Here is a 16,807-nt window from a genome sequence, read left to right on the forward strand (position 1 = left end):
CTCTGCCACTTGGGCGGCAGGCGGCTCACGGCGTACTACAGCCCGTTTAGACGACCGCGGCATCTCATCCTCCCTCTGCTGTTCTGAGGATGCTGCGAACGGTCGCACGAGGTGCATACGCGTGCAACCGGCGTCTGACCGTGGAGCCCGAGCGCACTTGGTCTGGAGCCTCGCACTGTTATAGCGGGCAGGCGCTATGCAGCCGTGGTCTGCGACCCAGTCGACCACTCTAGGCCTCGGCGCTCTACGGCGGGCCTCAGGCTGCTTCCTAGCGAAGTCCATAGGGCCTCACTAGCCAGCTCCTTTGTGCCTTCAATCCGCTCCTTCAGCGGGCTTTACGTACCGCGGCGTTTTGAGTGAGTGGCTGGGGGGGGGAAGAGGAGCTGCTCTACGGTGCTTCTTCTGGGTGCTCAAGCAGGAAGCGTTCCAGGGCTTCAGCCCTGACGCGAACCGCGTGGGAGATTCGGATGTGGGGCAATGTGCCCCGTGCGCATAGGCGGTACACGGTGGCCCGGCACACCCCCAGCCGCTCCGCGACGTCCCGGACGGTCAGCAGAAGGCCAGGACCGGAGGCCACCGATGCCGGCGGGGCAGGGCCCAGCAGCAAACTAGCAGCAAAAATCTTGGTGTCCTGGGGTACTGGATGGGAGGGCTGGACAACCGCGGCCGAAGAAACCCGAGTATTTACGATGGGTTGTGAAGGGATGGTAACCGCTGGACGGCTCCCGGGGTTCCTTGGGGTGCAAGTGGTCGCAGGTTCAAATCCTGTCGCCCCGACCGATAGAAGGCCCTGGAGTCCATGGCGAAAGCTGGGGGCTCCAAGGCCTTCGACTTTTAGGGCTCCGGACTCCAGCCGCGAACCGGCAGAGTTCACTGCCTCGGCCTTGCGTCGGGGAGTTCCTCTTCCAGTCGACGGATGCGTGGGTGGAGGAGCGCCAGGAGCGTGGCCACCAGGATGAGCGCACCCGCGATGACGAGCAGCGCCGCGCTCCCTCTCCCGGTACCCACTCCAATCCAGGTGCCGAGGCTCGTGCTCCAGCCTCCGCCTGGCGCCATGCGCGGCTCGAAGACACGGTCAACCAGCGGCCCCGCTACTGCGTAGGCCAGCGGCGTCGGGCTGGTGGCGAGCAGGAGCCGGATGGCGAAGACGCGTCCCTGCACGGCAACCTCAACCTTGGCCTGCCAGAGCGCCTGACTGGATGCGTTCGCCACGGCCGCCCAGAACATGAACGAGAAGGCGGCGAGCTGGATGAAGACGAGCGACGGCCGCGCTCCCGCGAATACGAGGCTCATGCCGAGCATCGCTCCGGAACCCAGCACCACATACATCCGGCCTCTTCGTGGGCCGCCCCAGACGCTCATCAAGAGACTTCCGCCCAGCATGCCGGACCCGGCGATGGTCAGCGTGATTCCCAGGGCCGCGGGCGAAGCCAGGCTCAACACGATGGGCTGCGCCAACACCTCAGTGAACGCGGCGCACAGGTTGATGAGCGCGAAGTACACCAACATCCCCATCAACCCCGGGCGCGCGGCGACGTAGTGCCAGCCCTTAAAAGCATCTCGCCAGAGTGTGCCTCGCGCGGTGTAGGTGCTTGGCATGCGACCCAGCGGAGGAATCCGCGCGCTCAGCAGCGTGACCAGCGCGACCAGGAAGGTCGCGAAGTCCACCAGCATCACACCCTGGATGCCAACCGCTACGAGCAACAGCCCCGCCACGGGTGGCGCCGCGAGCCTCCCTAGGGATTGGGACAGCTGCACCATGCCACTGGCTCGACCCAACTGCTCCCTTGGCACCAACTGCGTCGTGGCCGCCGTATACGCGGGCACCTGGAAGGTGCTGGCGATGGCTCCCACCATCACGGAGACGTGGACGTGCCAGACCTCCAGCCTGCCCGCGAACATCAGCAGCGCGAGACTCGCCGTGGCTGCCGCCGCCAGCGTGTCGCTCAGGATCATCACGCGACGACGGTCCATCCGGTCCGCCAGCACTCCCGCCAACGGCGAGAGCACGAGCGAGGGCAGCGCCGTGTAGAGCGAGATCAACGCGAACTGCGTCACCGAACCCGTGCGCTGGTAGACCCAGACCCCCAACGCGAACGCCGTCAGCCTGGAGCCCAGGATCGAGACGAGCTGACCTGCCCAGATGCGCAGGAAGACGGCGAAGGCCGGGGCAGGGGACTCCTTGGGCTGGACCACGAAGCCTCCTGCCACTGGCGTTCCCGTGGCCAGGGCAGGTCCCTCCGGTTGTTCCTGTCGAGAAGCCATCGGGCCGGGCTCCCCGAACTCATGGTTGCTGCTGGCTCAGCTTCCGACACAGGTCCGCGACGATCCGGAGTGAATCGCGTTGCGTCTGCCCCAGGCTCTGCGCGTCGGTGAACTGTCCGCACACATTCGGGCCCATGGCGTACATGGCCGTCCGGTTCGACCCACTGGACTCCAACTCGTACGTGCCTCGTGGGATGACCTCTCCGCTCTTCGGGTTCACGTAGATGCCCCCGGTGACGAGGTAGGCCTTTTCCCCTCGGGTGATGACGGACCTCTTCTTGTCCGAGGGCACCGAAAGCCCCTCCGTCGAACGGAAGGCGCGGAGACCGGGTTGGATGAGCCCGTTTCCCAGCATAAACTGAATCAGCGGCGACGGATGCGCCTCGATGCTCGAGTACTGGCCCGTGGCGTCGACCACATCTGTGAACCACCGTGTGTGCGAGCGCCCCAGCGCATCTCCGTACGTGACGCTCACTCGCCAGACCGGGTCTGTCACAGGATGGAACTCATAACCCCGTCCCAGCGCGATGACCTCCAGATGACCCGAGCGCATCATGGCTTCAATCTGGAGCGCGTTCCCCAGCGTCATGGGCAACATCGTGTTGAAGAACGTCGTCCGGATTTCGCGGTCGAAGTACAGGTGATCCTCCGCGGAGAACCACGGGGAGTTCTCACTCCACAACTGGATGGCCGCGTCGATGCACGCCTGCCACTCCACCACTCGCATGTGCTCGTAGCCACCGTACGGCTTCCCCGTGGTGAGCACTGCGGCGATGTCCCGACGCAGCGTCTCCGCCTTGTCCGCGCGCGCCAGGTGCCGCTGCCATGCTCGGATGCGACGACGCACGGGGGCTCCACGTCGACGGACGCGCTGACGCCCAGCCGCCTCCGCCAGTTCGTCTCCCAGCATCTCCAGGGTGGTGTCGATGGAGAGGAGCCGGCCGCTCCCGCTCGTCTGGAAGGTCTCCTGCAGCCGCTCCGCCGTGAACCAGCGTGGCTGATAGGGCGAGGTCGCCTCACGCCCCCAGACCTTCGGCAGTTGACCCGTTCGGGAGCCCAGGGTGACCTTGAAGTCTTCAGGCGCCTCGTATCGCAGACGACCCTCGGTATCCGGTACGAACCGTCCTGTCTTGACCGCGAGCGACAGCGCCGCGTCGATTCCGTTCAGATACGAGCCGAGGATCAGGACGTGCTTGGGGCGGTTCCCGCCCCCCTCCAACACAGCATCCTGGAGCGCCTTGGCCGGCCACGGTGAACCGTGGACTCCAGGCCGACCATCCAGCAGGGACTCCGGCAGGGCCCGGCTTCTCCAGGCCCGCTGTCCATAGCCCGTCGCGAGGATCACGTAGTCGGCGGTGACCGACGGTGCGGACGCGAGGCCTATCTCAAAGTGCTCCGCTCGCTGTTCGAGCGTCAGGGCCTCCTGGCCCGTGAGCAACTCGACCGAGAGTCCCAGCTCTCGAAGGAGCCCCAGCGTGCGCTGGAACTGCACCTGTTGCCGCTCGCCGAAGCTCCACCGGCTCATCTTCGCCGGCAGGCTCGCGAGATGCTCCTCCAAGGCGTTGCGTCGGCTCCACGCGAGGCCCGTCCCGACCTCCGTCTGTGCCTCGATGATGGTGAGACGGCAGCCTTGCAGCGCACGTTCTCCTCGTGCGAGCCGCTCCGTCAACGCGAAGAGGAACCACCGCGCGGACTGTCCACCTCCCACGATGGCGATGTGGGGCGTCCGCTTCGTGGCGTCTCCGGGACTGATGCGATGGACGTTCATGTGCTTCCCCGTTCAGCCATTCATCGAGCGCAGCGCGGGCTGCTCCAGGAGAGAGGTGAGGAGGCGTGCGAGTGCCTCGACATGGGGCGGACGCAACAGTGAGTAGTGATCGCCCGGAAGCTCGATGCACTCCGTGGACTGGGTCGCCAGTACCGCCCAACCTCGAGCGGGTTGGGGCGTTTCTTCAGCTTCGGTGGTGTCCGTGCCGAGCACGACCGTGAGCGCCCCCGGCCACGGTCGCAGCGCATGCTGATGCAGCGCTTTCGCATTCGCCGTGAAGACCTTCATTAAGGGACGAAGCTGCGTCTCGGAACTCTCAACAGGAGCACCCGTCGTTCGCGCCAGGTCCGTGGTGAACGCGGCCCACGGAGCGTCGCCTTCAATCGGCGCTCCTCGCGCATAGGTCGTGGGACTGGGCTCGATGAGCACGAGCACCTCCACCGTTTCCCCCTGTTGCTTCAACTGCTGCGCCATCTCGTACGCGATGACGGCCCCGAGAGACCAGCCGCCGAGGCGATAAGGGCCCTGCGGCTGCACGGTGCGGACATGTTGGACGTAGAGCGCCGCCATCTCCGGGAGAGACTCCAGGGGCGGCAAGCGGCCGTCGAGCCCTTGTGCCTGGAGTCCGTAGAAGGGCTGTTGCGAACCCATGTGTTGAGCCAGCTCCGCGTAGCAGAGGACATTGCCGCCGACGGGGTGGACGCAGAAGAAGGGCGGACGGGTTCCGTAGGGCTGGATGGGGACGAGGGGCGACCAGGGGGCTTCATCGCCTCGGAGCTTCGTGGCGAGTCGCTCGACCGTGGAGGCCTGGAAAAGCGCGGAGAGGGGGAGGGTCCTCTTCATGCGCTGTTGGAGCCGGGCCACCAATCGCACGGCCAGGAGCGAGTGTCCGCCGAGCTCGAAGAAGTCGCCGTGGAGCCCGACAGGTCGCACATCGAGCACCTCCTCGAAGAGTTCCGCCAGCACGTGCTCCAGTGCATCCCGAGGCGCAGCGTATTCACGATGGTGCAGATGCGAGGCGTCTGGAACGGGCAGGGCCTTCTTGTCCACCTTGCCATTCGCGGTGAGCGGGAGCGTCTCCAACGGAATGAAGACCGCCGGCACCATGTACTCGGGGAGCCGCTCCCCGAGGAACCCACGGAGCGAGTCCACCTCCAGGACCTGTCCGGGCGCGAGCACGCAATACGCGACCAGGCGCTTGTCTCCAGGCGTGTCCTCACGTGAGAGCACCACGGCGGCGCGCACAGCAGGATGGAGCAGGAGCGTGGCCTCGATCTCCCCCAGCTCGATTCGGAAACCACGCAGCTTCACCTGCGTGTCGATGCGTCCGATGAAGTCCAGGTCGCCGGTCGGTAGATAGCGGACCAGGTCTCCGGTCCGATACATGCGCGCTCCCGCCACTGGATTGAACGGGTCCGGCAGGAAGCGATCCGCGGTCAGCTCGGGGCGTCCCAGGTAAGCTCTCGCCACTCCGACACCTCCGAGGAACAGCTCTCCCTTCACTCCCACCGGCACCGGCTGCAACGCCGCATCGAGCACGTACGCGCGCACGTTGGCGAGCGGGCGGCCGATGGGCGGTGTTCCCCCATGGGTCTCGCACTCGGCGAAGGTCGCCAGCACCGTGGCCTCGGTGGGACCGTAGGAGTTGAGGAACCGCCGACCGGGCGCCCAACGCGCGACGAGCTCAGGACCGCAGGCCTCGCCCCCAGAGATGATTGTCCGCAGTGCTGGAAGTCCCTCGGAGGGCGTGAGTGCCAGCGTGGCGGGCGTGACGCTGAGGGTCGTGATGGCCGCGTCCCGTAGGAGTTGGTGCAAGGCCGGCCCCGGCATCGCCTTCTCCACTGGCGCGAGCCACAGCGTGGCTCCCGCGCACAGCGTGGTGAGGATCTCCTCGACAGACAGGTCGAAGCCCAGGTTCGCGAGCTGGAGCAGCCGGCCGCCCGGCCCGAGTCCGAAGACCTCCGCCTCCTGCACCACCAGATTGCACACACTCTGGTGTTCGACGAGCGTCCCCTTGGGCCGTCCCGTGGAACCCGAGGTGTAGATGACGTACGCCAACGAGCGGCTCGGCAATGCGAGTCCGAGGTCTCCTCCTTGTTCACTCGAACGCGTTTCTTCCAGGTGCACCACGTGTTCGAAGGCCCCCGGGACTCGTTCACGCAAGGCCTTCTGCGTGAGCAGCACACTCGCTCCACTGTCCTGCACCATGAAGGCAAGGCGCTCACGTGGCAGCGTCGGGTCGAGCGGTAGCCATGCCCCTCCTGACTTCAAGATGCCCAGCAGACCCACGACCATGGCCGGGGAACGCTCGACGCACAGGCCCACCAGCACCTCGGGCCCCACTCCGAGCCCACGCAGGTGTCGTGCGAGCCGATTGGCGCGCTCGTTCAGCTCCCGATAGGTCAGCCTCTCGTCCTCGAAGCCCAATGCGAGGGCCTCGGGGGCTCGACGGACCTGGGCTTCGAACAGGTGGTGGATGCACGCGTCCGACGGATACTCAGCCCGCGTGTCGTTCCACTCGACGAGCAGCTGTTGCTGCTCCCGCGCCGTCAACAGTGGCAGCGCGTACAGGGCCGTCTCAGGACGAGCGACCGCTCCCTCCAGCAGGACGCGAAGGTGCTCCGCCATGCGCGCCACGGTGGCCGGGTCGAACAGGTCGACGCTGTACTCCAGCTCTCCCTCGAAGCCCGTTGGGGTCTCGAGGAAGCTCAAGGTGAGGTCGAACTTCGCCGTGTCGAGCGGGGCGGGCAGGGGCTCGAACGTGAGGCCCGGCAGTTGCAGGGGCTCCAGGGGTGCGTTCTGGAGCGCGAAGAACACCTGGAACAACGGACTGCGGCTGAGGTCCCGGGCGGGCTGAATCGCTTCAACCAGCTTCTCGAAGGGAACCTCCTGATGCTGGAAGGCCGCGAGAGTGGAGGTCCGTACCTCGGACAACAACTCCCGGAACGACGCGTGTCGCCTCAGTTGGGTGCGCAACACCAGCGTGTTGACGAAGAAGCCGATCAACCCCTCGGTCTCCGCGCGCGTACGCCCCGCGATGGGCGAGCCGACGGAGATGTCCTCCTGACCGGAGTAGCGCGCGAGCAGGACCTGGAACGCGGCCAGCAACGTCATGAAGGGCGTGGTCCCTTCGCGCTGCGCGAGAGCGAGGACGCCATCGGAGACCTCGCGGGACAGGTGAACTGGGACGACCGCACCGCGCGCCGAGAGGACCGCGGGGCGAGGCCTGTCGGTCGGAAGTTCGAGGACCGCGGCTCCCTCGAGGTGTTGCTTCCACCACGTGAGCTGCCCCTCCAGCACCTCGCCTTGCAACCAGTCCCGCTGCCACAGCGCGAAGTCCGCGTACTGCACGGGCAGCGCTGGCAACGTGACCCCGTGGCCCGACGCGAAGCCCTCGTACAGGGCCCCCAGCTCGCGCACCAACACCCCCATGGACCAGCCGTCCGAGACGATGTGATGCATCGTCAGCAGGAGCACGTGCTCCTGTTCGCCCAATTGGAGCAGGGTGGTCCGCAACAACGGACCCTTGGCGAGGTCGAACGGACGCAAGGCTTCCTCGCGTGCGAGTCGGGTCGCCTCTGCCTCCCGCGTGGGCAGGGCCCGCAGGTCGACGGCGCTCAAGGGGAGGGTGACCTGGGCCGCGATGAGCTGGAGGGGCTGGCCTTGTTCCGTCAGGAAGGTCGTTCGCAGGGACTCGTGCCGAGCCACGAGTGCCTCGAAGGTGCGCCGGAGCGCTTCCACATCCAGCGGCCCTCTCAGCCTCACCGCGACGGGGATGTTGTACGTCGCGCTCCCGGGCTCCAGCTGGTCGATGAACCAGAGGCGCTGCTGTGCGAACGAGAGAGGCACGGGCCCTGTTCGCGGTCGAGGCACGAGCGGCGGTGCTTCGACACGGGGCGCGGACTCCATGCGTTCGGCGAACGACGCCAGGGTCGGTGCCTCGAAGAGGGCCCGCAGCGGCAGCTCCACCCCGAGCCGCGCGCGGATGCGCGAGATGAGCTGCGTCGCCAGCAGGGAGTGCCCACCGAGCGCGAAGAAGTCATCCCGCACTCCGACACGCGGGACGCGGAGGACCTCGGCCCAGAGGTCGGCCAGGCGCTCCTCAGTGGGGTTCCGGGGGGCGACATACTCCGTGCTCGGAGGCAGTCCCTCCGGCGCCGGGAGCGCCTTGCGGTCCACCTTGCCATTGGCCGTGAGCGGAAAGGCCTCCAGCGTGATGAGGGCCGAGGGCACCATGTACTCGGGCAGGTGCTCTCGCAGCGACTCTCGCGTGGGTGGTGTCCCGTGGGGATGCACCGTGACGTAGGCCACCAGCCGCTTGTCTCCGGGACCGTGTTCCCGGACCAGGACCAGCGCATCACGGACGCCCGGGTGACGACGCAGGACGGATTCGATTTCGCCCGGCTCGATGCGGAAGCCACGCAACTTCACCTGGAAGTCGATGCGGCCCAGGAACTCGAGCGTCCCATCCGCGCGCCAGCGGACCCTGTCGCCCGTGCGATACACGCGACCAGGACCCCAACGGTTCTCCACGAACCTCGTCGCCGTCAGCTCGGGTTGATTCCAGTAGCCGCGTCCCACGCCCTCGCCGCCGATCCACAGCTCACCCGCGACGCCCACCGGGACGAGCTCGCCCCGTGTGTCCACGACATAGGCCGTCGTGTTGGAGATGGGGCGGCCGATGGGCACGGACTCGGCTACCTGCTCGGGATACTCCACCGCGTGACAACACGCGAACGTCGTCGTCTCCGTTGGCCCGTAGCCGTTGATGAGGCGGCGTCCTCCGACCTCCAGGAAGCGCCGGACGTGCCCCGGTGAGAGCGCATCTCCTCCCGCGAGGACCTGTCGGACGTGCGCAAGGCTCCGCGTGTCCTCGTCCACGAACTGGTGGAACAGGCCCGCGGTCAGCCACAGCGTCGTCACTCCGCGCTGCTTCACCCGCGTCGCGAGCTGGCTCAGCGTCGGGTCATACGGCGGATGGACCACGAGCCTTCCGCCATTCAGCAGGCTGCCCCAGAGCTCGAAGGTCGACGCGTCGAAGGCGAGCGGCGCGAGCTGGAGGAACACCTCTTCTGGTCCGAAGTCGACGTAGCTGGCACCGCGTACGAGGCGAACCACGTTCCGGTGCTCAATCGCGACGCCCTTGGGCTCACCCGTCGAACCGGAGGTGTACATCACGTACAGCAGGTTGCTGGCGGTGGCGCCACTCCGGGGATTCTCGACCTCGCGAGAAGAGGACTCCTCCCACGTCCCGAGCTCCAGCACTTCACCCAGCTTCTCCGCCACGTCACGATGTGCTCGCGACGCCACGACGAGCCGCAGCCCCACGTCCCGGGCCATGAAGGCGAGCCGCTCCAGTGGATGGCGCGGGTCCAGTGGCACGTAGGCACCGCCCGCCTTCAAGATGCCCAGCACCGCGGCCACCATCCCGGAGGACCGATCGACACATAGCCCCACGCGCGTCTCGGGCCTCACTCCACGCTCGCGCAGGGCGTGGGCCACCCGGTTCGCTCGGGCGTTCAGCTCCCGGTAGGTGAGGCGCTCCTCCTCGAACTCCACCGCGATGGCGTCGGGACGTCGCGCGACCTGGTCCTCGAACAGCTCGTGGACACAGCGATCGCGTGGAAGCTCGGTGGTCGTCGCGTTCCACTCCTCGACGATGCGGCGTCGCGACTCCTCGTCCAGCAGGCTCAACGTCGAGCAGCGTGCCTCGGTGGGCGCGGCACACAGGCGCTCCAGGAGCGTCGTGTACTGGCGTCCGATGCGCTCGATGGTCGCCGCATCGAACAGGTCGACGTTGTACGTGAACGCCGCCTCCAGGGTCCCGTGCTTCTCTCCCATCTGGAGCGTGAGGTCGAACTTCGACCTGCCGTTGTAGACCTCCATCGGTGTTGCCGTCAGACCCTCGAGTCGCAAGGTGCTTGCCCAGGAGTTCTGGAAGGTGAACAGCACCTGGATGAGGGGAGGGCGTCCCGGCTCTCGCGGCGGCGCGAGCTTCTCCACCAGCATCTCGAAGGGCACGTCCTGGTTCGCGAAGGCCCCGAGTGTCGTCTCCATCACCCGACCGATGAGCTGCTCCACCGTCGGGTCGCCGCTCAGGTCCGCGCGCAGGACCAGCGTGTTCACGAAGAATCCGAGCAATCCCTCCAGCTCACGGTGAGTCCGGCCCGCGATGAGCGCGCCCACCACCAAGTCGTCCTGCCCCGACAGCCGGGACATCAACACCTGGAACCCGGCGAGCAACACCATGAACGGAGTCGCGCCCTCGCGCATCGCGAAGGACTTCACCGCCTCCGCGACCTTCGGAGGCAGCTTGACCACGACCTCTGCCCCCCGGTCCGTCGCCACCACGGGCCTCGGACGGTCCGTGGGAAGTCTCAGCGAAGAGGGCACGTCGGCGAGCTGCCGGCTCCAGTACGCGAGCTGCTTCTCCCGCGTCCCGCCCGTGAAGCGCTCCCGCTGCCAGGCCGCGTAGTCGCCGTACTGCACGGGCAGCTCGGGCAGTGATGCCGTGCGCCCCTGTCGCAGCGCCTCGTACTGCGCCGCGAACTCCCGCATCATCAGCCCCGTCGACCACCCGTCGCTGATGATGTGGTGCATGTTCACGAGCAACACGTGCTCGGCTGCATCGAGCTTCAGGAGCGTGGTCCGGAACAGAGGTCCTCGCTCCAGGTCGAACGGTCGCCGTGCCTCCTCGTCCGCCAGTCTCCGCGCGTCCGCGGTGCGTGTCTCGGCAACGCTCCCGGACAGGTCGACCACCGGCATGGGCCACGACGAGGGCGGATGGACGCGGAGGAATGCCTCGCCCCCTCGCTCCTCGAAGGTGGTGCGCAGGATTTCGTGCCGGTGCGTGAGCAGCTCGAACGCCCGACGCAGCGCCTCCACGTCCAACGGGCCCGCGAGGTGCAGCGTGAAGGGCATGTTGTACGTCGGGCTGTTCGGCGCGAGCCGGTCTAGGAACCACAGGCGCCGCTGGGCATAGGACACCGGCGTCGGTCCATCTCCCTGACGGCGCGGGATGGTCTGGGCTCGCGCCTCCGGTTTCATGGCGCCGTCCTCTCGAGCACCAGCTCGGTGGTCACGAGCGCCGGGTCCGCGAGGATGTCCTCCTGCTCGAAGAGGACGGGGCGGAGCTGCTTCCGCGAGAAGAGCCGGGTCTGATCGGCGAAGAAGGGCGAGGCCGGGTCCGTGGCCCCGGAGTAGGCCAGCACCGCACTCGCGCGGGGGCCCTCCCGAGTGAACTCCATCACCATCAGGAAGGAGGCGCCGTGATTGACCAAGTAGCCCTCCGACGTGAGGCCCGTGGTCTCCGACAGCACCTGCTTCCGCTCGGTGCGCGGCAACAGCGTCGAGTTCGCCAGCGAGAAGCCCGCGATGTTCGCCGCGCCCTCGATTCCATCCACGCCTCCGTGAATCGGAATCACCTGCGACCCCTTCCGGGCGAACTGCACGTCACCCAGGCGGGCATCGAGTGGAAGGCCCGCCTCGCGCAGCACCCAGACGGCCTCGCCCAGCTTCTGGAGGATGGGGTCCGGGCCCGACGCCGGCGCTGGCGCCAGTCCCGAGGGCGTCTGCACCGGCCGGCTCGGGTCGAACGGCTCCGCGAAGAGCGGTCCCCGGTCATTCAGCTCCGGGCGCGTGAACCGCCCCAGGAACTCTCGCCAGACCAAGGCTCCCTTGCGGTCGATCTCCAATCGCCCATCCCATTCCGTGAGCAGTCGACAGGCCTCGCGCAAGTCGACCTGCGCCTCCTTGACCGACACCGTCGTCGCGCCCTGGCAGCGCTGCGCGACGGGGGGCCGGAGTTGCTCCGCGAGCCAGTTGCGGTTGTTCAGGATGGCCTGCTCGAGCTCTTCACGCGTGAAGGCTCCATCCGCTCCCGAGGCCGAGTCCGGCCCCTTCTCCGACAGGATGGCGAGGTTCGTCCGCGAGCGGTTGGAGAGCCGGCCTCCCGGGCTCGCGTAGTTCTCGTAAGGGAAGGGGACCGAGGCGAGCAGCTCCGCGGGGTTCGTGTACCGCGCCGAGTCGTTCGCGTTCATCACGAAGTCCGTGCGCGTGAGGCGAGGCGCCTGGTCGACGGGGAACAGTCCTCTGCCCGGACCCGACAGGTCGACCCACTCGTCACGTGATGTGCTGCCATCGAGGAGGATGACGCGCAGGCTCGCGAACCCCTTCACGTCCGGGACCGTCTCCCGGGCGGTGCGATACGCGGCGATGGCCTCGTCGCTCAACCGGGGCACCCGCGAGGCGTCCACGTAGCGGGTGTCTCCCCGCGCGCTCGTCATGATGGTGTTGACCCAGGGGATGCCGCGCACGGTGCGGTCCACCTCGGCGAGGGCGTCAAGGCTCTCCGCCCTGTTCATCCGCAGCCACTGCTCTGCGAACTGGTGGTTGTCCTCGTTCGCGTCTCGCAGCGTGTAGGCCACCGTGTCCGTCCAGGGGACCAGTCCGGGCCGCTCGACCATGGGCCCGTAATGCGAGCGCCAGAACGTGCGCGTCACCTGGCTCATCCGCCCGTCCGCCTCGAGCACGTCCACCGTGTGCTCCTCGTGCGTCATCCGACGGACCTGCCCGTCGTACAGATACGCCGTGGGATCTCCAGGGACCAGGCGGAGCCGGTACACGGTGAAGTGGCTCGACGCCGTCACCGTATGGGTCCACGCCACATTCCGGTTGAAGCCGATGTTGATGACCGGGATGCCCACCAGCGAGGCGCCGTACACATCCAGCCGTCCCGGGATGGTGAGGTGGCTCTCGTAGAAGCGCAGCGCTCCTTCCCACGGGAAGTGGGGATTGGCGACGAGCATCCCTCCGGCACTCCGCGAGCGCTCACGCCCGACCGCCCAGCCATTGCTCCCCAGGCTCGTCTCACGAACCCCCGGAGGCCACCCGAAGGGCAGTGAGGCTTCCTTCGTCGACACGCTCTCCACACCAGGAGGCTGGGCGTTGGCGATATCCCCGAGGAGCGGCTGCAACGTGTCCAACAGCGAGACATCCAGGTGGTACGCGAGCAGGTCCAGGCTGGTGATGGGCTTCACCCAGTTCGCGCCCGTGCACGGCGCGGGCAGTCGCTCCGGCGGGGTCTGCGCCAGGTAGTGGTTGTAGCCCTGTGCGAAGCCCTCCATCAGGTCGCGGACCTCCTGGGACTGACGCCCATACGCGGCCTGGGCCCGGGGCCGCAGCGCGAGGCCCCGATAGACGAGGTCGCTCTCGACGTGGACGTCCTTCTCGCCTCGACCGAAGTACCGCGCCCGCTCACCCCGGACCTTGAGGAACTGGTCCGCGAGCGTGCAGACCAGGTCCTGCGCTTGCGCGTAGCCGTAGCCCGCGCCGAGGCCTCGGTAGTCCGAGGCTGTGATGTGCGGAACACCATGGGCGGTCCGATGAATCGTGGCCTTCAGCGGCGCGGGCGGCGGCTCCGCCCTCCCGCACTTGGAGAAGGCGGCCATCCCGAGGACGAGCAGGTAGAGGCGCATGGCGGAGTCGGTCGAGTGGGTGGGCGCGACGGCTACGGCTCGATGAACGCGGAGAGGGCGCGGATGGTCGGGTGCTTGAAGAGGTGGGTGATGGACAGTTCCTTGTCCACGGCCTCCCGCAGCCGGTTGAACACGCGCACGACAGAGAGTGAGTCCCCACCAATCTGGAAGAAGTTGTCGTCCAGGCTCACCGACTCCACGTTGATGGCCTCCTTCCACAGCGCGGCGATGGTCCGCTGGAGTTCGGTCCACTGCGCCTGCGAAGGGGCCTGCGTCACCACGCGCAGCGTCTCGGGCGCGGGCAGGGACTTGCGGTCGACCTTGCCGTTCGGCAGCCGCGGCAGGCTGTCCACCTGGACGAGTTCGGACGGGACGGCATGGCTGGGGAGCTGCTGGAGCGCAGATTCCCTCAGCGCGGTGAGTGACACGCCCGCGTCCGCGACCACGTAGCCCACGAGCCGCTTGTTCTCGCGCTCATCGTCACGAACGGCGACCACGGCCTCGCGGACCGAGGGCAGGCGACTCAGCACGGCCTCGACCTCGCCCAGCTCCACGCGGAAGCCGCGCACCTTGACCTGGTCATCGACGCGCCCCAGGAACTCGAGGCTGCCATCCGGCAGGTACCTCGCCAGGTCTCCCGTCTTGTAGAGCCGGGCCTCGGTGTCCTGGATCGAAGGGTCTCGGATGAACCGCGCCGCCGTCAGCTCGGGGTGGTTGAGATACCCGCGTGTCACCCCCGGGCCTCCGACGTGCAGCTCGCCGGGGACACCGATGGGGACAGGGTGCAGGTGCGCATCGAGCAGGTAGATGCGCGTGTCCGAGATGGGGCGACCGATGGGAACACTCGCGCGCCGCGGAGCCTCTTCGAGCCTGTGCACCGTGCACCAGACCGTCGCCTCGGTGGGGCCGTACTCGTTGTAGAGGGCCGCGCTCGGGATGACCCGGCGATGCTGCTCGAAGAGCCGAGGCGGGCAGGTCTCGCCCGCGACCATGACGGTCTTCAGGGATGCGAGGTCCTCGGGACGGGTCTGCTCCAGCAGGAGCGAGTACACCGATGGGATGCACAGCAGGTGCGACACCCGATGCGCGGAGATCAACCCGCCGAGCACGCCGAGGTCGGGCAGGCCCTCGCCCTCGGGAAGCACGAGCGTGCCTCCCTGGCTCAGCGTCCAGAAGATGCCGGCCACGGAGCTGTCGAACGCGTAGGACGACAGCAGCAGGAAGCTGCTCACGGGCTCGCGGTAGTACGTCCACCTCGCGATGGTGGAGTGCACCACGTTCCGGTGCGTCACCTGCACGCCCTTGGGCATGCCGGTGGAGCCGGACGTGTAGATGACGTACGCCAGGTCGTTCTCACCGGCCAGCGGCGTGGGGCGCTCCTTGCCCTGTCTCGCGAGGTCGCTCCCGTCCACGCAGACCACCTGCGCTCCGTGCGTGGCGAACCGCGTGCGCAGCGAGTCCTGGGTCACCAGGACCGCGGCCTTCGAGTCCTCGAGCATGAAGCCCAGGCGCAGCGGGGGATACGACGGGTCCAACGGCACGTAGGCGCCACCGGCCTTCAGCACACCGAGCAGCGCCACGAGCAGCTCCGGAGCGCGCTGCAGGCAGACGCCGACGAGCTTTCCCGGCCCGACGCCCAAGCCACGCAGGTGGTGCGCGAGCTGGTTGGCCCGCTCATCCAGCTCGAGGTAGCTCAGGCGTTGACCGGCATGGGCCACGGCGACGGCCTCGGGTGTCCGGGTGGCCTGGTCCTCGAAGAGCCGGTGCAGTGAAGGCGACAGGGGGAACGCGGCGGGCTGGGTCTGGTTCCACTCGATGAGCAGCCGCCGCTCCTCGGCCTCGGGCAGCAGGGGCAGCTCAGCGAGGGGCCGCGTCGCATTCTCGACCACCGCGCGCAGCAGCACCTCCAGGTGCCCGCTCATGCGCCGGATGGTGTCCGCGTCGAACAGGTCGCTGTTGTACTCCCAGTGTCCGTGCAGCCCGAGGGGCGTCTCGTCCATCACCAGCGTCAGGTCGTACTTCGCGGTGACGCTCCCAATCTCCAGGGGCGAGAGCGTCAGCCCCGGCAGCGTCAGGTCCGACGCCGGCATGTTCTGCAGGATGAACATGACCTGGAACAACGGGTTGTAGCCGAGGGAGCGCTCGGGCTTGAGCGCGTCCACCAGCTTCTCGAAGGGCAGCGACTGGTGCTCGAACGCGGCGAGCGCCGTGGCGCGCGTGCGCTCCACCAGCTCCTCGAAGCGAGGGTTGCCACCCAGGTCCCCGCGCAGGACGAGGGTGTTCACGAAGAAGCCGATGAGCTGCTCCAGCTCCGGCTGCTCGCGGTTGGCCACCACCGTGCCCACGGGGATGTCCGTCTGACCCGTGTACCGGTGCAACAGCGTCTGGAAGGTCGCGAGCAACGTCATGAAGAGGCTCGCGTTCAGGCGGCGGCTCAGCGCGGACAGGCCCTTGCTGACCTGCGCATCCAGCGTGAAGTACTCCCGCGCGCCCGCGAAGCGCTCCGTCTCCGGGCGTGGATTCGCGAAGGGCAGCGTCAGCAAAGGCGGCGCGTCCTTCAGCTGCCGCGTCCAGTACTCGAGCTGCCGCTGGAGCACGTCGTCCTTCATCCACTGGCGCTGCCACATCGCGTAGTCCGCGTACTGGATGGGCAGCTCGCGCAGCGGAGACGGTCGGCCCGCGCTCAGCTCCCGGTACAGCTCCGCGAGCTCTCGCTGGAAGACGCCGATGGACCAGCCGTCGAGGACGATGTGGTGCACCACCGTGAGCAGCACGCTCTTGCGCGCTCCCAACTGGAACAGCGTGGTCCGCAGCAGCGCGCCCTTCATGAGGTCGAAGGGACGGCGGGACTCGGCGTCGATCAACCGTTGGAGTTCTCGGGACTGCTCCGCCTCCGCGAGCCCACCCAGGTCGACGACGTGCAGCCGCGTCGCCACCGTGGGCGTGATGATCTGGACGGGGCCCTCGGCGCCCTCGGCGAAGGAGGTGCGCAGGACCTCGTGGCGGCGGACGATCTCCTGGAGGCTTTGCTCGAGGACCGCGACGTCGAGCGTCCCTTCGAGGCGCAGCGCGGACACCTCGTTGTAGGCGTGGCCACCGGGGCGGAGCTGCTCGAACAACCACAGCCTGTTCTGCGCGAGCGAGACGGGGACCGGCGCCTGCGGGTCCGCGCGCCGGGTGATGCGCGGCGACTGCGTCTGGAGTGCCTCCTGCTTCAGGGACTTGAGAACCTGCGCGCGCTTCTCCGGCGAAAGGCTGTTGAGCAGCTCGAGGGTGTCCTTGGTCGCGGTCATGGGAA

At 67.8% G+C, this 16,807-nt stretch carries 6 protein-coding genes; all 6 read right to left on the bottom strand.

All coding sequences use genetic code 11. The features are described from left to right. Positions 1-388: 388 nt before the first annotated feature. Entirely contained in the window at positions 389-874 is a 486-nt protein-coding gene (locus VZQ01_RS40190; RefSeq protein WP_426746282.1) for a helix-turn-helix domain-containing protein, read from the bottom strand. After that, positions 871-2,196, bottom strand: a complete 1,326-nt coding sequence (locus tag VZQ01_RS40195; RefSeq protein WP_426746283.1) for an MFS transporter — start codon at positions 2,194-2,196, stop codon at positions 871-873. The genes VZQ01_RS40190 and VZQ01_RS40195 overlap by 4 nt, the downstream gene beginning before the upstream one ends. A gap of 88 nt (positions 2,197-2,284) precedes the next feature. Then, on the bottom strand, positions 2,285-4,033 hold the full coding sequence (locus VZQ01_RS40200; RefSeq protein WP_426746284.1) for an FAD/NAD(P)-binding protein: 1,749 nt from the start codon (positions 4,031-4,033) through the stop codon (positions 2,285-2,287). 12 nt (positions 4,034-4,045) lie between these two features. Then, positions 4,046-11,080, bottom strand: a complete 7,035-nt coding sequence (locus VZQ01_RS40205; protein ID WP_426746285.1) for a non-ribosomal peptide synthetase — start codon at positions 11,078-11,080, stop codon at positions 4,046-4,048. After that, positions 11,077-13,509, bottom strand: coding sequence for a penicillin acylase family protein (locus tag VZQ01_RS40210; protein WP_426746286.1), 2,433 nt, complete (start codon positions 13,507-13,509; stop codon positions 11,077-11,079). Before VZQ01_RS40210 ends, VZQ01_RS40205 begins: the two co-directional genes overlap by 4 nt. Before the next feature lie 32 nt (positions 13,510-13,541). Then, a complete protein-coding gene (locus VZQ01_RS40215; RefSeq protein WP_426746287.1) occupies positions 13,542-16,802 on the bottom strand; it encodes a non-ribosomal peptide synthetase in 3,261 nt (1,086 codons plus the stop codon). Positions 16,803-16,807: the final 5 nt, after the last annotated feature.

Source organism: Myxococcus faecalis, assembly GCF_050039385.1.
GTDB lineage: Bacteria > Myxococcota > Myxococcia > Myxococcales > Myxococcaceae > Myxococcus > Myxococcus fulvus.